21 protein-coding genes and 1 pseudogene are annotated in these 22,093 nt (G+C 56.4%); 20 read left to right on the top strand and 2 right to left on the bottom strand.

Going from position 1 to position 22,093, the window contains the following annotated elements; translation table 11 throughout:
• Position 1: 1 nt before the first annotated feature.
• From ACYVRB_RS01825 to recN, 3 genes are all read left to right on the top strand, one after another.
• Complete coding sequence (locus ACYVRB_RS01825; RefSeq protein ID WP_461213196.1) at positions 2-823, top strand: TlyA family RNA methyltransferase; 822 nt, start codon at positions 2-4, stop codon at positions 821-823.
• A 163-nt stretch (positions 824-986) separates the two neighbouring features.
• Positions 987-1,439, top strand: a complete 453-nt coding sequence (locus tag ACYVRB_RS01820) for an arginine repressor (protein ID WP_461213195.1) — start codon at positions 987-989, stop codon at positions 1,437-1,439.
• Positions 1,440-1,442: 3 nt separating this feature from the next.
• Positions 1,443-3,143, top strand: a complete 1,701-nt coding sequence (recN, locus tag ACYVRB_RS01815; protein WP_461213194.1) for a DNA repair protein RecN — start codon at positions 1,443-1,445, stop codon at positions 3,141-3,143.
• Positions 3,144-3,210: 67 nt separating this feature from the next.
• Here the strand turns inward: recN and ACYVRB_RS01810 are convergent, their stop codons facing one another.
• A complete protein-coding gene (locus ACYVRB_RS01810; RefSeq protein ID WP_461213192.1) occupies positions 3,211-3,510 on the bottom strand; it encodes a hypothetical protein in 300 nt (99 codons plus the stop codon).
• 95 nt (positions 3,511-3,605) lie between these two features.
• Between ACYVRB_RS01810 and ACYVRB_RS01805 the strand changes: the two genes are divergently transcribed.
• The 12 genes and pseudogenes from ACYVRB_RS01805 (at position 3,606) to ACYVRB_RS01750 (ending at position 16,053) form a co-directional block, all read left to right on the top strand.
• Positions 3,606-4,262: a patatin-like phospholipase family protein gene (locus ACYVRB_RS01805; RefSeq protein ID WP_461213191.1), complete on the top strand. Its 657-nt coding sequence runs from the start codon at positions 3,606-3,608 to the stop codon at positions 4,260-4,262.
• Between the two features lie 72 nt (positions 4,263-4,334).
• Entirely contained in the window at positions 4,335-4,949 is a 615-nt protein-coding gene (gene gmk / locus ACYVRB_RS01800) for a guanylate kinase (protein WP_461213190.1), read from the top strand.
• Positions 4,950-4,981: 32 nt separating this feature from the next.
• Positions 4,982-5,221 carry a DNA-directed RNA polymerase subunit omega gene (rpoZ, locus tag ACYVRB_RS01795; protein WP_461213189.1) on the top strand — a complete coding sequence of 80 codons (240 nt, stop codon included), beginning with the start codon at positions 4,982-4,984 and terminating at the stop codon, positions 5,219-5,221.
• 131 nt (positions 5,222-5,352) lie between these two features.
• Positions 5,353-6,540 carry a bifunctional phosphopantothenoylcysteine decarboxylase/phosphopantothenate--cysteine ligase CoaBC gene (gene coaBC / locus ACYVRB_RS01790; RefSeq protein WP_461213187.1) on the top strand — a complete coding sequence of 396 codons (1,188 nt, stop codon included), beginning with the start codon at positions 5,353-5,355 and terminating at the stop codon, positions 6,538-6,540.
• A gap of 40 nt (positions 6,541-6,580) precedes the next feature.
• Complete coding sequence (gene priA, locus ACYVRB_RS01785) at positions 6,581-8,944, top strand: primosomal protein N' (RefSeq protein ID WP_461213235.1); 2,364 nt, start codon at positions 6,581-6,583, stop codon at positions 8,942-8,944.
• A gap of 22 nt (positions 8,945-8,966) precedes the next feature.
• Positions 8,967-9,914, top strand: a complete 948-nt coding sequence (fmt, locus tag ACYVRB_RS01780) for a methionyl-tRNA formyltransferase (RefSeq protein WP_461213186.1) — start codon at positions 8,967-8,969, stop codon at positions 9,912-9,914.
• Entirely contained in the window at positions 9,901-11,244 is a 1,344-nt protein-coding gene (gene rsmB / locus ACYVRB_RS01775) for a 16S rRNA (cytosine(967)-C(5))-methyltransferase RsmB (RefSeq protein WP_461213184.1), read from the top strand. The genes fmt and rsmB overlap by 14 nt, the downstream gene beginning before the upstream one ends.
• 2 nt (positions 11,245-11,246) lie before the next feature.
• Positions 11,247-11,990, top strand: a complete 744-nt coding sequence (locus tag ACYVRB_RS01770; RefSeq protein WP_461213183.1) for a Stp1/IreP family PP2C-type Ser/Thr phosphatase — start codon at positions 11,247-11,249, stop codon at positions 11,988-11,990.
• Positions 11,987-13,741, top strand: a pseudogene (gene pknB, locus ACYVRB_RS01765) (Stk1 family PASTA domain-containing Ser/Thr kinase); the annotation flags it as partial. The gene ACYVRB_RS01770 and the pseudogene pknB, both read left to right, overlap by 4 nt.
• A 35-nt stretch (positions 13,742-13,776) precedes the next feature.
• Positions 13,777-14,682 carry a ribosome small subunit-dependent GTPase A gene (rsgA, locus tag ACYVRB_RS01760; protein WP_461213182.1) on the top strand — a complete coding sequence of 302 codons (906 nt, stop codon included), beginning with the start codon at positions 13,777-13,779 and terminating at the stop codon, positions 14,680-14,682.
• 61 nt (positions 14,683-14,743) lie between these two features.
• Positions 14,744-15,388, top strand: a complete 645-nt coding sequence (gene rpe, locus ACYVRB_RS01755) for a ribulose-phosphate 3-epimerase (protein WP_461213181.1) — start codon at positions 14,744-14,746, stop codon at positions 15,386-15,388.
• Positions 15,388-16,053, top strand: coding sequence for a thiamine diphosphokinase (locus ACYVRB_RS01750; RefSeq protein WP_461213180.1), 666 nt, complete (start codon positions 15,388-15,390; stop codon positions 16,051-16,053). Before rpe ends, ACYVRB_RS01750 begins: the two co-directional genes overlap by 1 nt.
• Before the next feature lie 90 nt (positions 16,054-16,143).
• Here the strand turns inward: ACYVRB_RS01750 and rpmB are convergent, their stop codons facing one another.
• Positions 16,144-16,329, bottom strand: coding sequence for a 50S ribosomal protein L28 (rpmB, locus tag ACYVRB_RS01745; RefSeq protein ID WP_054713751.1), 186 nt, complete (start codon positions 16,327-16,329; stop codon positions 16,144-16,146).
• A gap of 192 nt (positions 16,330-16,521) precedes the next feature.
• On the opposite strand from rpmB, the gene ACYVRB_RS01740 reads away from it, so the two are divergent.
• The 5 genes from ACYVRB_RS01740 to acpP all read left to right on the top strand — a co-directional run bounded on the left by ACYVRB_RS01740 (position 16,522) and on the right by acpP (position 22,089).
• The gene (locus ACYVRB_RS01740) at positions 16,522-16,884 is read left to right on the top strand and encodes an Asp23/Gls24 family envelope stress response protein (protein WP_461213178.1); all 363 of its coding nucleotides are present in this window, start codon (positions 16,522-16,524) and stop codon (positions 16,882-16,884) included.
• A 109-nt stretch (positions 16,885-16,993) separates the two neighbouring features.
• A complete protein-coding gene (locus ACYVRB_RS01735; protein WP_461213234.1) occupies positions 16,994-18,625 on the top strand; it encodes a DAK2 domain-containing protein in 1,632 nt (543 codons plus the stop codon).
• A 98-nt stretch (positions 18,626-18,723) separates the two neighbouring features.
• Positions 18,724-20,763, top strand: a complete 2,040-nt coding sequence (gene recG, locus ACYVRB_RS01730) for an ATP-dependent DNA helicase RecG (RefSeq protein ID WP_461213177.1) — start codon at positions 18,724-18,726, stop codon at positions 20,761-20,763.
• Positions 20,764-20,781: 18 nt separating this feature from the next.
• Positions 20,782-21,786: a phosphate acyltransferase PlsX gene (gene plsX / locus ACYVRB_RS01725; protein WP_461213176.1), complete on the top strand. Its 1,005-nt coding sequence runs from the start codon at positions 20,782-20,784 to the stop codon at positions 21,784-21,786.
• Between the two features lie 57 nt (positions 21,787-21,843).
• Positions 21,844-22,089: an acyl carrier protein gene (gene acpP, locus ACYVRB_RS01720; protein WP_461213175.1), complete on the top strand. Its 246-nt coding sequence runs from the start codon at positions 21,844-21,846 to the stop codon at positions 22,087-22,089.
• Positions 22,090-22,093: the final 4 nt, after the last annotated feature.

Raw genomic sequence — 22,093 nt, 5'->3', positions numbered from 1 at the left:
CATGAGTAAAGAGCGAGTCGATGTCTTATTGGTCGAGCAGGGGTTGTTTCTTTCCCGGGAGCAGGCCAAGCGCGCGGTGATGGCCGGCGAAGTGTATGATCAAAACAACGAGCGGTTGGATAAGCCCGGCGTCAAGATCGCAGACGATAGCGTCTTGCATGTCAAAGGCAAAAAGATGCCGTATGTTTCCCGCGGTGGGTTGAAGCTCGCCAAGGCACTGGATGTGTTCGGGATCGATCTGGCCGGTAAGACCGTTTTGGACATCGGGGCATCGACCGGTGGCTTTACCGACGTTGCGTTGCAGGCCGGCGCGAAGATGAGTTACGCCTTAGACGTCGGCTATAACCAGCTCGCCTGGAAGTTGCGCGAAGACCCCCGGGTGGACGTGATGGAGCGGGTGAACTTCCGGTACAGCAAACCCGAAGACTTCACCAAAGGGCCGGTTGAATTTGCGATGACCGATGTCTCTTTCATCTCCTTGAAGCTGATCTTGCCGCCGCTGAAGGCGATTTTGATCCCTGAAGGTCACGCGGTCGCCTTGATCAAGCCCCAGTTTGAAGCCGGACCGGCGAACGTGGGCAAAAAAGGGATCGTCCGCGATCCTGCGGTGCACAAGGCGGTGTTGACCATGATCGTTGAGTTCGCCTTGGCACACGGCTACAACGTTCTCGGCCTCGACTTTTCCCCAATCAAAGGTGGCGAAGGTAACATCGAGTTTTTGATCCACCTTCAAAACGGCGGTGAAACCGGCATTAAAGCGCCGAACGTCGATGTCGATACGACGCTCGCGGCCGCATACGCAGAATTAAAGCCTAAACATTAACCTGACACCCCTGCCGTTGTGCAGGGGTGTTGGCGTCTGGATCGTTAATAACCCTGTGAATAACTATGCATAAGCTAGCCAAACATTTGTTTTTGCGTTAAGCTTAAGTGAGCATCACCTCGCCACTCAACGGTGAGCGCAAATTCGTTAAGCAGGTGACATTATGCAAAAAAATGAACGTCAGGCGTATATCCGCCAGTTGATCAAAGAACAGATTATTGAACGTCAAAGTGACTTTGTGACGGCACTGGAAGCGCGTGGGGTGCCGGTGACGCAGGCGACGATTTCACGCGATATCAAAGACATGCAGCTCGTGAAGGTACCGACTGCTGATGGGCGCTATCGCTATAGCATGCCGCTGGAAAAACAACTTTCACCGTTGGATAAGCTGCAGCGGACCTTGGCGGCAGCCTATCGTAGTGGTGATCAGATGGATCAATTCATTCATCTCGAGATGAATCCTGGAACTGCACCGGCGGTCGCGACGCTGATCGATCAGCTCGGCGATCGGCGGATCTTTGCTTCGATCCCCGGCGACGCGGCAATCTTGATCGTTTGTCGCGGAACGGCGCAGGCCAAAGAAGTGCTTGAGATGATTGAAGCCATGGTGGGGTAGCCAATGTTACAAGAACTTGTGATCCATGATTTTGCTATCATTGAGCATCTGGAACTCAGCTTTGACACCGGGATGACGGCCTTGACCGGGGAAACCGGCGCCGGCAAGTCGATCATCATCGATGCCGTCAGCTTGCTGGCAGGCGGTCGCGGAAGCGCGGATTTTGTGCGCACCGGCACGGCTAAAGCTGAGCTACAAGGCCTGTTTGACGCGACCAGCAACCCGAAAACTGAAGCGGTGTTGGCCAAGTACGACCTGACCAGCGACGATGACGCCGTGTTGTTGCAGCGAGATATCTATGCCAGTGGTCGCAACTTGTGTCGGGTGAACGGGCACCTGGTGAACACTGCCACGCTACGCGAAGTCGGTGAGACGTTGGTCGACATTCATGGCCAAAATGAGCATCAACAACTCATCCATCCCGAGTCCCACCTAGGCCTCTTAGATCAGTTCGGAGCGGCGACGATCGCCCCATTGCGTGCAGATTACGCAGCGACTTACGCGGCTTACCAACAGGCGGCCAGTGCGTTGAAAAAGAAGCAGACCAACGAGCAAGAATGGGCCCAACGGCTGGATATGTTGCAGTTTCAGGTGCAAGAGATCCAAGCCGCCGATCTGCATGCCGGTGAAGAAGATGAACTGATGGCCGAGCGGGATCGACTCGCCAATTTTCAGAAGATCTCTGAGGCGTTGAACGCCAGCGCCGCGGTGTTAGGCGACGAAGACGTCAACCCCTTGGATCAAGTCGCAGAAGCAATGCGCAACATGCAAGACATCGCCGATCTCGATGACGCCTTTGCCGGTATCGCCAGCGAGCTGGAGTCAGCCTATTACAGTCTGCAAGACGTGCAAGGCGATCTGGCGCGTCAAGTCGATGATCTATCATGGGATGAAGGCCGCTTGGATGCGGTCGAAAAACGCCTCGAGCTGTTTTTGCAGTTGGAACGCAAGTATGGCGATTCGCTGGACGCTGTGATTGCGTATGGTAAGCAAGCCGCTAAAGAGCTTGCTTCGATGCAAGCAACCGAGGCCGACGCTTCTGGGCTGGAGAATCGCGTCGCGACGCTGCATGAGCAGTTGCTAACGATCGGCGGCAAGCTCACCCAAGCGCGCAAGCAGGCGGCAGGCGAGCTGGTCGAAGCGATCCATCAACAGCTGGCGGCGTTATATATGGCCAAAACGGTTTTTTCGGTGCAGTTCTCACCAGCACACACCCTGCGGCCAGATGGCGTGGATGTCGTCGAATTTTATATTCAAACCAATCCCGGCGAAGCCGCGAAACCATTGGCAAAAATCGCCAGCGGCGGTGAATTGTCACGGATCATGTTGGCGCTCAAGACAATTTTTGCCAAATCTGATGGCGTCACCAGCATTATCTTTGATGAAGTCGATATCGGTGTGTCCGGCCGGGTCGCCCAGGCGATCGCCAACAAGATCTCGGTGATCTCGCAGCGCTCACAGGTGCTGTGCATCACGCACTTGCCGCAAGTCGCAGCGATGAGCGATCATGAGTACCTGATTCAAAAAGACGTCGTTGGCGGCCGCACCAAAACCGTCGTGACGCCACTTGACCAGACGCAACGGGTCAGCGAAATTGCGCGGATGCTTGCCGGCGAAGAGGTCACGACGCTGGCCATCGAGCATGCGCGCGAACTGTTGGCGATGGCCGCCAAGACGCGCAAAGGGCTCAACACCGAGTCTTGAGACACAAATAAGCCGCCCAGATCATTGACCAAAATGATGTGGACGGCTTTGATTTATATCCTTAAGCTCAGACGCGCTTGAGGTAGGTGAGCTGATCGAGGCTGATGACCCGGTACAGATTACTCTGGTAGGCGGTCAACAGATAGCGGTCAGCATCTAAGCGCCGAGTGATTGTCCCGACCAAGGCGTTAGGCGTGTCTTTGAAGAAAACCGCGACGCGGTAATGGCGAGTCAGGCTTTGTTCAATGAACAGGCGGCGCTGGGAGACAGGCATGGTGAGCACCGGTGCTTCCAAGGCGAAGAATTGCCGATATGATGCAATGAGGTTTTGTTTGACGGCTGAGAAAGTCTGGGCTGTGTTTTCCATGATGAGTCCTCCCGAACACTTGTTTGATTTAACAAATTCATTATACGAACGTCTGTTCCAAATTGCAACCCCCAAAAAATAAGGCAGGTGATTGGATGACTTTGGCAGTGGTTTTTGGCGGCGGTGGGGCGCGTGGTGCATTTCAGGCCGGCGTCTGGGCGACTATCGCTAAGTATGTGAACCCGAGGTTTGTGATCGGCAGCTCCATCGGCGCGATCAATGGCTGGGCGACGACGCGTTTGACACCGGAAGCATTGGTCAGCTGGTGGCTGACACAAGCGCCAAGCGCCTTGCCGCCGTACCGGCTGGCGGGATTGCGGCCGGTTTTGACCGACCTGCTTGCCTTGCCCCAAACTGCCTCTTGGCCTGCGTTGGCCGTGTGCACGCCAGTCGGCCAGCGCTTGCCGCATGTCGTCACCTTGACGCCTGACAACGGTTTGGCGTGGCTTCTGGCCAGCAGCGCGTTGCCTGGCTGGTATGCGCCGCGGCGCATCGGGCAGCAGTGGTATGTGGATGGCGGGGTCAAAAACGACCTGCCAGTCGCGATCGCGCGCGAACTCGGGGCGACCAAAGTCATCGCCATCAGTGCAGCAGGCCTAGGTCCCAAGCCTGCAATTGGCGACGCCACAGTGATCTCGCCTTCTGAGAAGTTGACCAGCATGTTGGATTTTTCGCTGGTTAATCGGCGCGCATTGGTCGCTCAAGGTCGCCGCGCCGGAGTGGCTTGGTTGCGTCGTGAGCGTTTTGCCTAAGTAGCGGTTGAAATATCGGTGAAAAGAGTGCAGAATGGAAAATAACACTATAAGGATGAAAGAGGTTAAAGCATGCAGGAACGGGGAATGCTGATCGTATTGTCGGGCCCAAGCGGGGTTGGCAAGGGGACAGTTCGGCAAGCCATGCTCGCAGGGGATTATCGCGACTTCCAATATTCGGTTTCGATGACCACCCGCAAGATGCGGCCTGGCGAAGTTGACGGCGTTGATTATTACTTCCGGACAAAAGAAGAGTTCGAACACGAGATCGCCACAGGCGGGATGCTCGAATACGCCCAGTATGTCGGCAACTATTACGGTACACCGTTGAAGTATGTGAACCAGACGTTAGACTCAGGCCGCGATGTGTTGTTGGAAATCGAGGTCAAAGGGGCGATGCAGGTTCGTGAAAAGTGTCCAGACGGCGTGTTCATTTTCCTCACACCGCCTGATCTCAGCGAGCTGAAGCACCGGCTGACCGGTCGCGGCACAGACTCAGCCGAGGTGATCGAAAAGCGGATCACGCAAGCTGCTGACGAAATTCAGATGATGGAAAACTATGATTATGCCGTCGTCAATGATAAAGTAGACTTAGCTGTGCGCCGCATCGAGCGCATTATCGAAAGCGAACATCTGCGTGTACCGCGAGTGATCGATCGGTACAAGACGATGCTCGCCAATGCCTGAGTCAATCGCAATCAATCAAAGGAGCGTTAAGCATGATTATCTATCCATCAATCGATAAGTTGTTAGACAAGGTGCCTTCTCGTTATTCGCTGGCAGTCTTGGCCGCAAAGCGTGCGCATGAATTGGAAAGCAATGGCATTAAGACGCTGCCTTCCTACAAATCATATAAGACAGTTGGCCAAGCCCTTGAAGAAGTTGCCGCCGGTGATGTGATCATCGACCCTTCTTCCAAGCTCAAGGAACGCGAAGCCGAGAAACTCGACCACGAATAAACTGTTTCCAATGCCAAGCCGCAATAGTGGTTTGGCTTTTTTTGTGGCCGGGCAATCCGCTACCCGTTCTTTGCGCGCGCCCACGCCGGGTTCATCTTTGGTATAATGAAGGTTCGAAGGGAGTCGTTGAGATGACACAGCAAAAGATCGGGATATTTGTGACCGGTGGTATTGCCGCATACAAAATACCGCTACTGGTACGGCAGCTGGTGCGGGCGGGTCACGAGGTGCGTGTGGTGATGACGCCTGCCGCTAAGACGTTCGTGACGGCGCAGACATTGGAAACGGTATCTAAACACCCTGTGCTGACAGATGAAACCGAGTTTGCCCAGCCGGCACATGTGGCGCATGTTGAACTGGCGCACTGGCTGGATCTGGCGGTGGTGGTGCCGGCAACGGCCAATACGATCGCAAAGCTTGCCGTCGGGCTGGCGGACAATGTGGTCACGACCACGCTGTTGGCGTTCAACGGCCCGAAGCTGGTGGTGCCGGCGATGAACGATCAGATGTGGCTGAACGCCCAGACGCAAGCAAATGTTGCGCACTTGGTGGCCCAAGGTTTTCACGTCTTGCCGCCGGCGACAGGCTTTTTGGCAGAAGGCTATCAGGCGGTCGGGCGGTTGCCTGAACTCGACGTGATCGCGGCGTTCATCCGGTGTTTCCAGGCCACGCCGTTTCTTTCTGGCAAGCGCCTGGTGATTACCGCCGGAGGCACTAAGGAACGAATCGATCCTGTGCGGTACATCGGCAACGACTCGTCCGGGAAAATGGGCACGGCCTTGGCCAATGTCGCCGCGGCGGCGGGGGCGTCTGTGACGCTGGTCACCACCGCAACGCTGCCGACGCTTCCTCAAGTTCGCGTTCAGCAGGTGCAAACGGCGACGCAAATGCAAGCGGCGGTGTTTGACGCCTTTGACGATTGCGATGCCGTCATCATGGCCGCGGCGGTGGCAGACTATCGCGTCGCCACGCCGAGTGCGCACAAGCTTAAGAAGACCAGCACGACCAGCGGCTTGACGCTGGACATGGTCCAAAATCCCGACATCTTGGCGACTTTAGGGGCGAAGAAAACGCACCAGCTGGTGGTCGGGTTTGCGGCAGAGACCAACGATTTGTTGGCCAACGCCCAAAAGAAGTTGGCTAAGAAGCGTGCGGATCTGCTGGTCGCTAATGTGGTCGGTAACGGCCATGGCTTTAATCAAGAAACCAATGCGGTGTGGCTATTGCGGCCGGATCAACAACCAAAAGCGGTACCTGAAGCCAGCAAAGAAGACATCGCGACGGTGATCCTTACCGCGGTGCAGCAGATGATGGGGTGATGCGGTGCAAGTGGCAAAAGTAATCGTTGATGTCCCGACGATGCAAACAGATCGACCGTTTGACTACTTGGTGCCAGCGGCCTTAGAAGATACGATTCAACCGGGCATGCGTGTTTGGGTGCAATTCGGCAAAGGCGCGCGCAAAGTCATGGGCATGGTGGTTGCACTCAGCACCACGCCCAGCTTCGAAGGCACCCTGAAACCGATCTTGGCGCTGCTTGATGCCACCCCGGTGCTGAACGCCGAGCTCTTGGCACTGTCACATTGGTTGGCGAAGAGCACGTATGCGTTTTGGATCACGTGCATTCAAACCATGTTGCCTGCACAGCTGAAAGCGGAGGCGGATAAGTTCTTCCATCCCGTCACGGCTGCAGGCAAGGCGCTGCTCGCCGGCCAAGACAGCTTGGCGATGGCAGATGTTTCAGAAACCGCGCTGGCGCCGTTACTCAAGGCGGTGCAACACGATGATCTCGAGGTGGAATACCGCCTTCATGACCGGGCGCGGGTGAAGACCATCAACCACGTGGTGCCTATCCTCGATGATGACGGCTATGCCGCAGAAATAGCGGCGTTGAACCCGTGCGCCAAGCAACAAGCCCACCTGCTAAAACAATTGCGGCAGTGGCACCAACTCGGCCAGACCCCAGCGTTGCCCGCCGTCTTGGCTGAGATCCCGCGGACGCAGATCACCCACGGCAAGAAAAAGGGCTGGTTGAAACTGGTCGCCAAAGAAGTCTATCGCGATCCTTATCCGCAGATGGCAGGCGCGGCATTGACCAAGCCGTTGACTCTGACGGCTGAACAGGCGCCGGTGGTGGCGGCAGTGACCGATGCCATCGCTACGCAAAAAGCGCGCACCTTCTTGCTTGAAGGGGTGACAGGCTCGGGGAAAACCGAGGTCTATCTGCAGATCATCGCCAAAGCCTTGGCGGCAGGCCGCACAGCACTAATGCTGGTGCCGGAAATCGCGTTGACACCGCAGATGGTGCAGCGCGTGCGTGGTCGGTTTGGCAGCCAGGTGGCGGTGTTGCATTCAGGACTGTCCGATGGTGAGAAATTCGATGAATGGCGGCGGATCCAGCGCGGTGAAGCCCAGGTGGTTGTCGGTGCGCGCTCGGCGGCGTTTGCCCCGTTACAAAATCTCGGGGTCTGTATCATCGATGAGGAACACGAGTCGAGCTACAAACAAGACGACGCGCCGCGTTACCATGCGCGAGATGTCGTGTTGCACCGTACGGCCAGCGCACAAGCGCCAGTCGTGTTGGGCTCGGCGACGCCAAGCCTGGAGTCGCGGGCGCGGGCGGAGAAAGGGGTATATACCCTGTTGCGCCTGCCGCATCGGGTGAATCAACAGCCGTTGCCGGCAGTGCAGTTGATCGACATGCGGACCGCCTATCAAGACGGTGGACGTGATGATTTTTCCAAACCGCTGCTCGATGCGTTGCAGGTGCGGCTTGAGCGCCACGAGCAAAGCGTGTTGTTGTTGAATCGGCGTGGATTTTCGTCATTTGTCATGTGCCGCGAATGCGGCTACAAGGTGCAGTGTCCCAATTGTGATATTTCGTTGACGTTGCACATGGACACCCATTCGTTGAAGTGTCATTATTGTGGGCATGAGGAGCCGATCCCGCATGTTTGTCCGCAGTGCGGCTCCAAGAAGATTCGCTATTATGGCACCGGCACGCAGAAGGTTGAAGCAAGCCTCGCGCAGTTGTTGCCCCAAGCGCGGGTGTTGCGCATGGATGTCGATACCACCCGCAAAAAAGGCGGCCACGCCAAGATTCTCAAGGCGTTTGGCGAGCATCAAGCCGACATTTTGTTGGGGACGCAGATGATCGCCAAAGGGCTGGATTTTCCCGATGTGACGCTTGTCGGGGTGATCAACGCTGACACCAGCCTGGGGTTGCCGGATTTTCGGGCCAGCGAGCGCACGTTTCAGTTGTTGACCCAAGTTTCTGGCCGTGCCGGCCGCGCAGATAAGCCCGGCGAGGTGTTCATTCAAACGTTCAACCCGGAACACTATGCGATCCGCTTCGCCCAGGCGCATGATTATGAAGGCTTCTTCTACGCGGAGATGGCGGTGCGGCATCGTGGCGACTATCCGCCGTATTACTTTACGATGAAGCTCACTGTCAGCCACCAAGACGAAGGCGAAGCGGCCAAGGCAATCTACAGTTTGGCCGCGCAACTGAATCAGGCGCTGTCAGATTCTGCGCGGGTCTTGGGGCCAACACCCGGGGCAATCGCGCGCTTGAAGAACCGTTATTATTATCAGATGGTGATTAAATACAAAAAAGAACCTGCACTGGCGTCGACGCTGACGCGGATCCTTGATGAAACGCAAGCGAGCGTTCGCCAAGGCTTCCAAGTCGCCATCGACCGTGAACCACAATCGTTCATGTGAGTGCAGGACAATGGAGGAACCCATGACATCAGTGATTTTTCTCGGCACCCCGGCATTTGCGGTGCCGATCCTAGAGGCATTGCACGCAGACTATGACGTCAAGCTGGTCATCACCCAGCCTGATCGCCGGGTCGGGCGCAAGCAGGTCTTGCACCAAAGTCCGGTGAAGCAGGCCGCAGAGGCATTGCACTTGCCGGTGTTACAGCCGGAGAAGCTGTCTGGCAGCCCGGAGCTTGATGAGGCGATCGCCTTGGCGCCGGATCTGCTGATCACGGCCGCTTACGGGCAGTTTTTGCCTGACCGTTTTTTGGCGGCGGCCAAGATCGCCGCGCTGAATGTTCACGGCTCGCTATTGCCCAAGTATCGCGGCGGCGCCCCGATTCAATACAGCATCATCAACGGGGATGCCGAAACTGGCGTGACGATCATGGAGATGGTCCACGCCATGGATGCCGGCGACATGTACGCGCAAGCGACGCTGCCGCTGACACGAGCCGACGATACCGGCACCGTGTTTGACAAGCTGAGCCTGCTCGGGCGCGACTTGTTGCTGAAGACGCTGCCTGCTATTATCGCCGGGACGGCTACCAAGACGCCACAAGATCCGGCACGCGTAACGTTTTCACCAACGTTGACCAAGGCCCAAGAGCATCTGGACATCACGCTGTCGGCCACGGCCTTAGACCAATGGGTGCGCGGCTTGCGCCCGGCGATCGGCGGCTGGGTGTTGCTTGATGGCGTGCGCACCAAGCTCTGGGCGATCACCCCGCAAACCACGACGACGACCCAACCCGCCGGCACGGTGGTGTTGCGTGAGAAGAAGCAACTGCATGTCGCGGCCGGCAACGGGACGGTGTTTGCGATCGATGAACTGCAACCAGCCGGTAAGGCCAAACAGCCGATCGCGGCGTTTTTGAACGGTGCTGGCAAGAAGATACAAGAAGGAGACCACATCATTGGCGAAGCCTAAACCTCGTGAACTAGCCGTTGACATTCTCGAAAAAGTCATGAAAAACGGTAGCTATTCTAACCTGACGCTCGATGCCACCTTGAAGGCAAACGATCTCGAAGCCAGAGACGCGCACCTGTTGACGAACATCGTGTACGGCGTGATCCAGCATCAACTGACGCTGGATTATGACCTGCAACCGTTCGTCGGCAAGCGCAAGCTCGATCCTTGGGTCCGCGTGTTGCTGCAAGGGGCGGTTTACCAGATGGTCTATCTGGACAAGATCCCGACGCGCGCGATTTTTTATGACGCGACCGAAATCGCCAAGCGCCGCGGCCACGCCGGGGTTGCTAAATTTGTCACCGCCGTGTTGCGCAACATGCAGCGCCAAGGGGTGCCGAGCGTGGCAGACATCAAAGACCCGGTCGAGCGCCTGAGCATCAGCGCCAGCACCCCGCGGTGGTTGGTTGAAAAACTGATCGATCAGCTCGGTCAGGCCAAAACCGAATCTATCTTGGCAGTAATCAACCAACCGGCTAACGCCTCGATCCGGGTCAACACGACCAAGATTTCTGTCGCTGAGTTGCAAAGCCAACTTGCCGAGCGCTTCGAGGCGATCCAGCCATCAGCCGTGTCGCCGGTTGGCTTAGTCGCACCAGGCGGCTTTTTCGCCGGAGCGCCAGAATATGATTATGGGATGTTCACGGTGCAAGACGAAAGCTCGATGCTCGTGGCACCAAGCCTTGAAGTCAAACCCGGCGATCAGGTGTTAGACGCCTGTGCCGCGCCAGGGGGCAAGACGACCCACATCGCGCAATACCTGGATCCTGAAGCCGGTGGCAAGGTAACTGCGCTTGACCTCCATCCGCACAAGGTCCGCTTGATTGCCAAAAATGCGGCACGCTTGGGCTTGGCCGATCGGGTCGAGGCCTACGCGATGGATGCCCGCCAGGCACAAGACCAGTTTGCGCCTGAAAGCTTCGATCGCGTGCTGGTCGATGCGCCTTGTTCAGGCCTGGGGTTGATCCGTCGCAAGCCTGAAATCAAATACGACAAAAAGCCTGCCGATCTCGAGCATCTGCCGGAGATCCAACTGGCGATTTTAAACAGCGTTGCCGCCTTGGTCAAAGATGGTGGCCGCTTGACCTATAGCACCTGCACGATGGCCCGCGAAGAAAATCAAGACGTGGTGGCGGCATTTTTGGCCGCCCATCCCGATTTTGAACAGGTGCCAACGCCAGGGCGTGAACGGCTGACCAAGGCGCATTCGGCGCCGGCTTTGCAACTATTCCCTGATGATTATGGGACCGACGGGTTCTTCATCGCGACGATGACCCGGCATGAGGATTAACCATGGAGTATGCATACCGAACAGATATCGGACGCAAGCGCCCGAATAACGAAGATTACGTGGGCGTTTTTGCCAACCAAAGCGATGCCACCTTGGCAATCGTTGCCGACGGGATGGGCGGCCACCTCGGCGGGGATGTGGCCAGTGAAATGGCAGTGTCTCATATCGGCTACGCCTTTGAGAAGACGACCACCGGCGATATTGAAAAAATCGTCCGCTGGCTGGTGTTTGAGTTGCAACGCGAAAACAGCCTGATTCTCGAAAAAGCGCACAAATACACAGATCTGACGGGAATGGGGACGACTCTGGTGGCCGTGATCATTTCCGGCACGCGGTTTGTGGTCGCCAACATCGGCGACTCTCGCGGTTACTTATATCGCAACGGGCATCTCGTGCAGATCACCGAAGACCACAGCCTCGTCAACGAGCTGGTGAAAACCGGCGAGCTAACGCCGGAAGAAGCCAAACGCTTCCCGCAACGCAACGTGATCACCCGCAGCCTCGGGGTGTCAGACGACGTAGATGCGGACGTGACGATCTACGACATGGAATATGATGACTATCTGCTGTTGTGTTCCGACGGGTTGACCAATCAGGTGCCAGACGCGCAGATCGCCACCGTGATCGCTACGGCCTTGCCTTTAGGGGACAAGGCCCAGCAGTTGATCGATATGGCCAATGCCGCGGGCGGCCCGGATAACATCACCGCTTTGATCATTCACCAAGATAGGAGGGAAGCGGATTGATTGAGCCAGGTTTCACGCTGAATGAGCGTTATCAGCTTAAACAGACCCTCGGTGAAGGCGGGATGGCAAACGTTTATCTCGCCCATGACCTGATTTTGGATCGTGACGTCGCCGTGAAGGTCCTACGCTTGGATCTGCAAAACGATCCTGACGCGGCACGCCGCTTCCAGCGCGAGGCGATGGCGACCAGCGAGCTCGTCCATCCCAATATCGTGGCGATCTATGATGTCGGTGAATCGCATGGCCAACAATATCTGGTCATGGAATATGTGCCCGGCAGTGATCTGAAGAAATACATTGTCGAACACTTCCCCATCCCGTATCAACGGGTCATTGAGATCATGGAACAGATCTTAAGCGCAGTGCAGGTGGCGCATGATCACAACATCATCCACCGGGATCTGAAGCCGCAAAATATTTTGATCGATATGCAAGGCAATGCCAAGATCTCCGATTTTGGGATCGCCGTGGCGCTGTCGGATAATTCGATGACACAAACCAATTCGCTCTTGGGTTCTGTGCACTACCTGTCCCCAGAGCAGGCGCGCGGCGGGATGCCGACGCGGCAAAGCGATATTTATGCCTTGGGGATCATCTTATTTGAGATGTTGACGGGAACCGTGCCGTTTGAAGGCGATTCGGCGGTGTCGATCGCGCTGAAGCATTTTCAAGAAGACATGCCAAGCGTCCGCCAATTTGATCCTAGGATCCCGCAGGCGCTGGAAAACGTTGTGTTGAAGGCGACGACCAAGGATCCCGCAGAACGCTATACTTCCGCAGATGCGATGGCCAGCGACCTCAAAACGTCGTTGTCACCGCAACGTGCACATGAGCCCAAGTTCACGCCTAACGCAGACGACCTCGGGGAAACCAAGGTGTTGCCGGTGATCAAAGACACGCCGGAACCGGAGCCAGAAGTTGCGCCTAAGGTGGCCCCTAAGCGGCCAGAAGCCGCGACCAAAAAGAAAAAAGGTGGTTGGCTGAAGCAACGCTGGCCATTTTTGGCGGCGGCGATCGCTGTGGCGGCCATCGTGATCGGGATCGTTGTCGCGCTGTCTGGCGGCAATACTGAAGTCACGGTGCCGGACCTGCAGGGGATGACGAAGCAACAGGCGCAAACCGCCTTAGACAACGTCGATCTCAAGTTAGGCAGTGTCTCGAAGCAGACCTCGAGCACGGTTGACAAAGACCGCATCATTCGCAGCAATCCCGCCAACAAGGCGACGGTCAAGGCGCAAAGCAAGGTCGGGATCGTTTTATCCACCGGCCAAAAGCGGGTCACCCTTGACGACTATACGGGACAAACGTATAGTGACGTCGCCAAAGACCTGCGCAAGAAAGGCTTCACAGTGCGAGCGGTGCGTGTTGAAAGCACCGATGTCGGCAAAGGCGAGATTATCAGCCAAGATCACAAGGCGGGCAAGCAGGTGGTGCCGGCAGCCACGACAATCATCTTTACGGTTTCCAAAGGTGACGGCAACGAAGACGTGCAAAGCAGTTATTATGATCCTAACCAAACAGCGCCGAGCACGCCGACCAGTCCCACCCCGCAACCTGATAGCGATAGTTCGTCGGTAGAACAACAAGGTGATGGCGAAACCACGCAAAATAGTGAAAGCGGCCAAGATAAGTTAACCGAAACCTCTGGGCCGCAGACGAATAGCAGTTCAACGCAGAACGCCTCGTCATCGTCATCAAGCAGCCAACCGACCGTACCGTCAAGCAGCAGCAGTAGTGCCAGCAGCGCGGCCAGCAGTCACTGAGCGATAGTAGAAAAGGAGTGTTCATGAGTTCAAATCTAGTCGGTCGCATCATCAGACAGATCAGCGGCTTTTACGATATTGATGTCGACGGGGTCGTGTATCGCACCCGTGGGCGAGGAAAGATGCGCCAGCAGAAGATGTCGCCGTTAGTCGGTGACTGGGCGGAATTCACGCCTGGCGAAACCAATGCAGAAGGCGGATATTTGTTGCGTGTCTTACAACGGCGCAACGCTTTGGTACGGCCGCCGGTGGCCAATATCGACCAAGCGATCTTGGTGGTGGCCGCAGCCCAGCCGGATTTTTCGCTGAACCTGTTGGATCGGTTCTTGGTGTATCTTGAAGGCAAGGCGATCCACGCGGAGATTTACCTCACCAAGACCGACTTGGTGACACCAGAGGCGCTGGCAAAGATCCAAAAGGCGCTGGATGGTTATGCCGCCATCGGCTATGAGATTTTTATCAGCACGCCGCCGTTTGCGCCTGCGCTGCTTACCGAAGTGCGCGCGACGTTTGCAAACCGCCTGACGATTTTTACCGGGCAAACCGGGGCGGGCAAGTCGACGCTGATCAATCATCTGGTGCCCGGCCTGACGCTGGCGACCGGCGAGATCTCTAAGGCCCTCAACCGAGGCAAGCACACGACCCGCACCACCGAGCTCTTCGCCGCAAACGGCGGCTTGGTCGCAGACACGCCGGGCTTTTCTTCGCTGGGCTTGTTGGGCGTGACCCTCGATGATCTGCGGGATCGCTTTCCCGAGTTTGTGGCGGTCGCCGGCGACTGCAAGTTCCGCGGCTGTCAGCACCTCAAGGAGCCGCAATGCGCGGTCAAGGCGGCTGTCGCAGACGGGAAGATCATGGCGAGCCGGTATGAGGATTACGTTCAGTTTCATACCGAACTGGCCGGCCAGCGACCGACTTACCGCAAATAATTGCGTGCAAAAACCTGGCAAGGGCTGTTATACCAATTGATATCATACTGGAGGGATTACTATGAAAATTGCACCGTCGATTCTAAGTGCAGACTATGCTAACCTGCAACGGGATGTGCAACGCGTTGAACAAGCCGGTGCCGACTTGTTGCACGTTGATATTATGGACGGCCATTTTGTGCCAAATCTGACCTTTGGGCCGGGCATCGTGTCCGCATTGCGGCCGATCACGAATCTGCCGCTTGATGTCCACCTGATGGTCGAGGCGCCTGAACAATGGATCACACCGTTTGCACAGGCCGGTGCAGACACGCTACTCGTGCATGTCGAAGCGACACCGCACATTTTCCGCGTGATCCAACAGATGAAAGAAGCCGGGGTCAAAGCAGGCGTCGTGGTTAACCCAGGCACGCCTTTGGCGACGCTGGAAGAGCTGTTGCCGCTGGTGGATCAGGTCTTGATCATGACGGTCAACCCCGGTTTCGGCGGCCAGAAGTTCCTGCCGGCGATGGCGGAAAAAGTCGCCCGGCTGGCTAAGGCGCGCAAAGCGTTAGGGCTGGCTTTTGCCATCGAGGTCGACGGTGGCATCAACGATCAAACCATTCAGCAAGTCGCCAAGGCCGGGGCGGATATCGCCGTTGCAGGGTCGTATGTCTTCAAGGCCGATCCGCAGCATCAAATCGAAACCTTGCAGGCGTTCAGCTAATGCGTGTGAATCTGTTATTAGGTGGTCCCAGAGAAAATTATCCCCAAGGCTGGCAACAGTTTGCAGGCGCATGGGTCGGGGTCGATCGTGGCGGGTTGCACCTGTTGCAGGCGGGCATCACACCGGTGATGGCCGTTGGCGATTTCGATTCCCTGACGGCCTCAGAGCACGCGCAGCTCACGGCGGCGGTTGCCAATGTCCACACCGCCCCTGCGGAAAAAGACGAGACGGATACGGAGCTCGGCGTCCGGTTGGCTTTTGAGACGTTGCAGGCGACCGAAGTGGTGTTGGTCGGAGCGACTGGCGGGCGGCTGGATCATTTGCTAGCCAACCTGTTTTTGCCGACTCAGCCGCGGTTTGCGGCGTATACCAATCGGATCAGCCTGTGCGACCGGCAGAACCTGATCCACTTCTACCAGCCAGGGGCGTATCGGCTGACGCCGCGGGCCCAATACCGGTATCTTGGGATCGTGCCACTGACGGCGATGGCACATCTCAACATTCATGGCGCCAAATATCCGTTGACAGATTGGTCGAGCGCCACGCCGTTTTCGTGGGCCTCCAATGAGTTTGTCGGCCAAACGCCTGTGCAGATCGATTGGCAAGCCGGGGTGGTGGCGGTGATCTACAGCCGCGACCGCGTCGGCCAGCAGGTAGACAACTGAAAACAGGGCTTGAGACGACTGTCTCAAGCCCTGTTTTTGGCGACAAAAAAAGCCCCAGTCATTGACTGCGGCTTTTGAAGTATCTCCGGATTAGACCCGGGTCACTTTACCTGATTTCAGTGCGCGAGCAGAAACCCAAACGCGCTTCGGCTTACCATCAACTAAAATGCGAACCTTTTGGAGATTTGCTTTCCAAGCGCGCCGGCTGGAGTTTAAAGCGTGAGAACGCTTGTTACCAAATACGGTGTGGCGCCCAGTGATTACGTCTTTTGCCAAAATGCTGACCTCCTTGCTTATTCGCCATCTGCGAATTTTTCACTAGACCAACTTATCATAACCCCAGGGGGAATGCAAGAAGTTTTGCAAAGGAAAATTACTTGACACGGCTATAAATGACAAAGTTCACGGCCTATGCTAAACTAATTGGGAAATGCTACCGCAGTTCGAATAGATCTAGGAGGTTATAGCATGGCGGTCAAAATTCAGACCAAGTACGGAACGATCGATATTTCCAACAACGTCATCGCGACGGTGGTTGGCGGTGCGGCAACGGATATCTACGGCATCGTCGGGATGGCCAGTCGCAATCAGATCCGCGATAATCTCAACGATATTCTCAAACGTGAAAATTATGCCCGCGGCGTCGTCGTTCGGCAACAAGACAATGGCGTTACGGTTGAAGTGAATATCGTCGTCGGTTATGGCACGAAGATTTCAGAGGTTTGCCGTAATGTGCAAGCCAAGGTAAAATATAACCTCGAATCAATGCTCGGTGTCACTGCTAACGCCGTCACGGTAATCGTGCAAGGCGTGCGGGTGCTCGGCGACTAAGACGCCATCAACTTTTTTGATGGCGTTGGAATACACTGGTAGGCATTGCCTGCTGGAGGAGGACCAGTTAGTGGAAGTATCAGTAATTAATGCGGCGAAATTCCAAGATATGATCCGCGCGGCAGCGCATCGGATCGCTAAGAATGCGGAATTCGTCAACTCGTTGAACGTGTTTCCGGTGCCTGATGGCGATACCGGGACGAACATGAACCTGACGTTCCAAACCGGCGCTAAGGCCGTTTTGGAAGCAGATAATGACCATGTCGGCCAGCTGGCGCAAAAGCTCGGTAAAGGCCTGTTGATGGGCGCACGCGGGAATTCCGGCGTGATCTCGTCTCAGCTCTTCCGCGGCTTTGCCAAAAGTGTCGAAGCCAAGCAGACGCTGACGGCGCAAGACTTGGCAGATGCCTTTGCCAACGGGGTGGAGACGGCTTATAAAGCGGTCATGAAGCCTGTTGAAGGGACGATCTTGACCGTTGCGCGCGAAGGCGCCAAGGCCGGCTTGAAGGCGGCTGCGGATTCTGACGACGCGCTCGTCGTCATGAACGCTGTGGTCAAGTCGGCTAAGCGGGCGTTGGCGAAGACGCCAGACCTGTTGCCAGTGCTGAAAGAAGTCGGCGTTGTCGATTCTGGTGGCCAAGGGCTGTGCTTCATCTATGAAGGTTTTCGTGAAGGGCTGGCCGGTGAAGCCGATGCCGACGAATACGTCCCTGACGAAGCCGAGATGAACGAGATGGTCAACGCCACGCATCATCAAGGTGCGCAGACCAAACTCAACCCGGACGATATCGTCTACGGTTATTGCACGGAGATGATGGTGGAGCTGGGTGTCGGCGATGGCCCCAAGAAGCCGTTTGATTATGAACCCTTCCGGAACTACCTCAATGAACTCGGTGATTCGACGCTGGTCGTTGCCGATGACGAAGTGGTCAAGGTGCACGTGCATACCGAACATCCCGGGACCGTGTTCAAATACGGCCAACAATTCGGGGCCTTGGCGAAGATCAAAGTCGACAACATGCGCCTGCAGCACGAAAGCATCATCGAGCGTGAAGCCGAAGAACAACAGAAGCCACAGCCACTGGCAGAATCTGCGGTCGTTGCGATCGCAGCCGGTGATGGCCTGGCAGAACTGTTTAAGAGCTTGGGCGTCAGCTATGTGTTGAACGGTGGTCAAACGATGAATCCGTCGACCAACGACATTCTCGAAGCAATCACCACCGCCCACGCCAAGAACGTGATCGTTTTGCCGAACAACTCCAACATCTTCATGGCGGCCCAAGAAGCGGCCAAAGCTGCTGAAGTCGACGTGGCGATCGTGAAGACCAAGACGATCAACCAGGGACTCACCGCTATGCTCGGATACAACCCAGAGGCGGCGTTGGCGGATAACCAAGAGGCGATGACCGATGAACTGGCCAATGTCGTGTCTGGTTCCGTGACTCGCGCGATCCGCGACACCACCATCGACGGGCTGACCATCCACACTGATGACTGGATGGGCATCATCGATGGCAACATCCGGATCACTAATCCCGATCGGGTGCAGGCAACCGTTGCCATGGTCAAGGCGATGCTCGATGAAGATTCCGAGATCATCACCTTGATCATCGGTGCGGAAGGCTCTAAGGCCGAAGCAGAGACGATCGCGGCGGGCATTGAAGCGCTGGATGACGACTTGGAAGTCGAGATCCATCAAGGCGATCAGCCGGTATATCCGTACCTGGTTTCGGTTGAATAATAGCGATCGTTCAGACAAGGCGGTTTGCACCTTTCCTCGAATTGAGGAGCCGGTGTAGGCCGCCTTGTCCGGTCCCATTTGTGCTAGGAGGTGAGCATGTGGCGTTAAGTGATCCTGTGACGGTGTTGCCAGGCGTCGGTCCCAAGCGGCAGGCGGCACTTTTGAGCCTTGGGCTTGAAACCGTCGGCGACGTCTTGTTTTATTTTCCTTTCCGGTATGATGATCTGCAGGTGAAGTCACTTGAAGAAGCGGCAGACCAAGAAAAGCTGACGATCAAAGGCGTCGTCGTTGCCGATCCGGTCGTCTCGCGTTTCGGGCCGCGGAAGAACCGGCTTAATGTCCGCGTGCAAGTCGAACGCAGCGTCGTGATGGTGACGTTTTTCAACCAGCCGTGGTTAAAAGACAAGTTTGCCCAAGGCACGGAAGCCGCGATCTACGGCAAATGGGATGCCAAGCGCCACACCATGACCGGCATGAAGGTGCTGGCGACGCAGACTGAAGACCAGCCGTCGGTGGCGGGCATCTATCCCGTGAACAAAAATATCCGCCAAAGCACGCTGGTCGAGCTGGTGAAGGCGGCTTATGCACGCGATGCCGACAACATCTTGGACGTGGTGCCGGAGATGATCCGCACGAAGTTCAAGTTGTTGACAGACCGCCAGATCGTACACGGGATGCACTGGCCGGCGACCCCGGTCGAAGCCAAACTGGCGCGGCGATCGGCGATTTTTCGCGAGTTTTTCTTGTTTGAATGTCAGATCCAGGCGCTTCGTGAAGACAACGCGATGGCGACCAACGGCCTGGCGATCCCGTATGACAACCAGCGGCTGCGGGCGCTGATCAAGACCCTGCCGTTTGCGCTGACCAACGCCCAAAAACGGGTCGTCAATGAAATCTGTGCGGATATGCGAACGCCTGCGCACATGAACCGGCTGTTGCAAGGCGATGTCGGCTCAGGGAAAACGATCGTGGCCGCCATTGTCATGTATGCCGCGGTCACGGCGCGCTACCAAGCGGCGCTGATGGTGCCGACGGAAGTGCTGGCCGAGCAGCATTATGCCAAGCTGACCAAGACCTTCCAAGCCTTCGATGTCCACCTGGCGTTGCTGACAGGATCCACCAAACCCAAGCAGCGGCGGGAGATCTTAGCGGGATTGGCGAGCGGGGAGATCGATATCGTCATCGGGACGCATGCCTTGATCCAAAAAGGGGTCGATTTTTCCGCCTTGGGGTTGGTCATTATCGACGAACAGCATCGCTTCGGGGTACAACAACGCCGAATCTTGCAAGATAAAGGCTTGCATCCCGATCTGCTGGCGATGACGGCGACGCCGATCCCGCGGACGCTGGCAATCACCGCTTATGGGGAGATGGATGTGTCCTCAATCGACGAACTGCCGGCAGGGCGGCAACCGATCACGACGAGCTGGGTGCGGCGCAACCAGATGCGCTCAGCGATCGACTGCATTCACCAGGAGCTCGCGGCGAAGCATCAGATCTTTGCCATCACGCCGCTGATCGCTGAATCCGAGAAGATCGATCTGCAAAATGCGGAGCAGCTGTATGAAGACATGCAGCAGGCTTTTGGCAAGATCGCCAAGGTGGCGCTGTTGCACGGTCAGATGAAAGCTGATGAAAAAGACGCGATCATGCGGGCGTTTTCCGCCGGTGAGATCGATATCTTGGTGTCCACGACGGTCGTGGAAGTCGGCGTCGACGTGCCTAACGCGACGGTGATGCTGATTATGGACGCGGATCGCTTCGGTCTCGCCCAGCTCCATCAGTTGCGGGGACGGGTCGGCCGAGGCCAAGCGGCGGCGTACTGTATCTTGGTCGCAGATCCCAAAAACGAAATGGGCGTCGAGCGCATGCAGACGATGGTCACCACCACCGACGGTTTCAAACTGGCGGAAAAAGATCTGCAACTGCGCGGGTCAGGCGACATCTTCGGCGACAAGCAAAGCGGGTTGCCGGAGTTCAAGGTGGCCGATCCGGTCACAGATTTTGCCACCTTGTCTGCCGCGCAACAAGTCGCGTCGGCCTTGTTCAAGGCCGATCCGGGTTTGTCGGCAACTGAGTTTGCGCCGTTGCGTGCCTATCTGGCCAAACGGCAACGCGCGCTAGGCACGCTGGATTAACAAAATGGAGGAATGTTCATGAAAATTGCAGTAGACGCTATGGGCGGCGATCACGCGCCGCAGGTCGTGATCGAAGGCGTGTTGCGCGCTCGCGATGAATATCCGGATCTGGAATTCACGCTGTTTGGTGACGAAGCGCAACTCAAGCCCTTGATCTCAGACATGACGCGGCTGGCGATCGTGCACACGACAGAAAAAATTGCCGGGGATGATGAACCCGTTCGTGCCGTGCGCCGCAAGAAGCAGGCGTCGATGGTGCTGGCCGCCCAAGCCGTGAAAAACGGTGATGCCGACGCGCTTTTTTCGCTCGGGTCTACAGGAGCGCTGCTGGCCGCGGGGTTGTTTATCGTCGGACGGATCTCAGGCATCGATCGGCCAGGGTTGATGCCGACGCTGCCAACCACAGACGGCAAAGGCTTCATCATGCTCGACGTCGGCGCCAATGCGGAAGGCAAGCCGCAACAACTCGTGAACTATGCGGTGATGGGCGACTTTTATGCGCGTGATCTGCGCGGGTTGACCCAGCCGCGGGTGGCGTTGTTGAACAACGGTACCGAACCTAACAAAGGCGACACGCTCCATCAAGAAACCTACAAGTTGTTAAGCGCACTGCCGAACATCAACTTCATCGGGAATGTCGAGTCGGATAAGTTGCTGACCGGGGTCGCCGATGTGATCGTGACCGATGGCTTCACCGGCAACGCCGCGTTGAAGGCAACTGAAGGCACCGCCAAGACGATCTTGAAGCTGGTGAAGGCCGCGATCATGGATTCTGGTTTAAAAGGCAAGCTCGGCGGGTTGCTGTTGAAAGACGGCATCAAAGGGATCGCCAGCACGTTTGACGTCTCCAGTTATGGCGGGGCGGTGCTGTTAGGCCTCAAGGCGCCGGTGGTCAAAGCCCACGGTGGGGCCGATGCCGATGCGGTTTACTACACGGTTCGTCAGATCCACGACATGGTCACGAACAATACGGTGGGCAAGGTCCAAGAATATTTTGCCAAACAAGAAGTCGCCAAAGCATAGACAAGCCGACTAAAAACCGTTATATTAGACTGCGTGTTAAGAAACGGAGGACCCGTCATGACTGAGCAAGAAGTATTCGCAAAGATTTCAGGTTTGATTCAAGATCACTTCCAAACACCGGAAGACCAGATCACGAACGATCTGAACTTCAAGAAGGACTTGGATGCCGACTCGATCGACATTGTCGAATTCGTGTTGGAGCTCGAAGATACTTTCGGAGCCGAGATTCCAGATGAAGATGCGGAAAACATTGTGACTGTTGGCGACGCTGTGAGTTACGTCATGGCCCATCAAACCAAATAAACAG

The sequence above is a fragment of the Lacticaseibacillus boliensis genome (genome assembly GCF_054784775.1).
Note: the sequence above shows the minus strand (reverse complement) of the source record. Positions and strands in the feature narration are given on the sequence as shown.

What these genes read in the sequence shown, in the direction of transcription:
- ACYVRB_RS01825 (WP_461213196.1), top strand. Translation starts at nt 2, where the DNA reads ATGAGTAAAGAGCGAGTCGATGTCTTATTGGTCGAGCAGGGGTTGTTT.
- ACYVRB_RS01820 (WP_461213195.1), top strand. Translation starts at nt 987, where the DNA reads ATGCAAAAAAATGAACGTCAGGCGTATATCCGCCAGTTGATCAAAGAA.
- recN (WP_461213194.1), top strand. Translation starts at nt 1,443, where the DNA reads ATGTTACAAGAACTTGTGATCCATGATTTTGCTATCATTGAGCATCTG.
- ACYVRB_RS01810 (WP_461213192.1), bottom strand. Translation starts at nt 3,510, where the DNA reads ATGGAAAACACAGCCCAGACTTTCTCAGCCGTCAAACAAAACCTCATT.
- ACYVRB_RS01805 (WP_461213191.1), top strand. Translation starts at nt 3,606, where the DNA reads ATGACTTTGGCAGTGGTTTTTGGCGGCGGTGGGGCGCGTGGTGCATTT.
- gmk (WP_461213190.1), top strand. Translation starts at nt 4,335, where the DNA reads ATGCAGGAACGGGGAATGCTGATCGTATTGTCGGGCCCAAGCGGGGTT.
- rpoZ (WP_461213189.1), top strand. Translation starts at nt 4,982, where the DNA reads ATGATTATCTATCCATCAATCGATAAGTTGTTAGACAAGGTGCCTTCT.
- coaBC (WP_461213187.1), top strand. Translation starts at nt 5,353, where the DNA reads ATGACACAGCAAAAGATCGGGATATTTGTGACCGGTGGTATTGCCGCA.
- priA (WP_461213235.1), top strand. Translation starts at nt 6,581, where the DNA reads ATGCAAACAGATCGACCGTTTGACTACTTGGTGCCAGCGGCCTTAGAA.
- fmt (WP_461213186.1), top strand. Translation starts at nt 8,967, where the DNA reads ATGACATCAGTGATTTTTCTCGGCACCCCGGCATTTGCGGTGCCGATC.
- ACYVRB_RS01770 (WP_461213183.1), top strand. Translation starts at nt 11,247, where the DNA reads ATGGAGTATGCATACCGAACAGATATCGGACGCAAGCGCCCGAATAAC.
- rsgA (WP_461213182.1), top strand. Translation starts at nt 13,777, where the DNA reads ATGAGTTCAAATCTAGTCGGTCGCATCATCAGACAGATCAGCGGCTTT.
- rpe (WP_461213181.1), top strand. Translation starts at nt 14,744, where the DNA reads ATGAAAATTGCACCGTCGATTCTAAGTGCAGACTATGCTAACCTGCAA.
- ACYVRB_RS01750 (WP_461213180.1), top strand. Translation starts at nt 15,388, where the DNA reads ATGCGTGTGAATCTGTTATTAGGTGGTCCCAGAGAAAATTATCCCCAA.
- ACYVRB_RS01740 (WP_461213178.1), top strand. Translation starts at nt 16,522, where the DNA reads ATGGCGGTCAAAATTCAGACCAAGTACGGAACGATCGATATTTCCAAC.
- ACYVRB_RS01735 (WP_461213234.1), top strand. Translation starts at nt 16,994, where the DNA reads ATGATCCGCGCGGCAGCGCATCGGATCGCTAAGAATGCGGAATTCGTC.
- plsX (WP_461213176.1), top strand. Translation starts at nt 20,782, where the DNA reads ATGAAAATTGCAGTAGACGCTATGGGCGGCGATCACGCGCCGCAGGTC.
- acpP (WP_461213175.1), top strand. Translation starts at nt 21,844, where the DNA reads ATGACTGAGCAAGAAGTATTCGCAAAGATTTCAGGTTTGATTCAAGAT.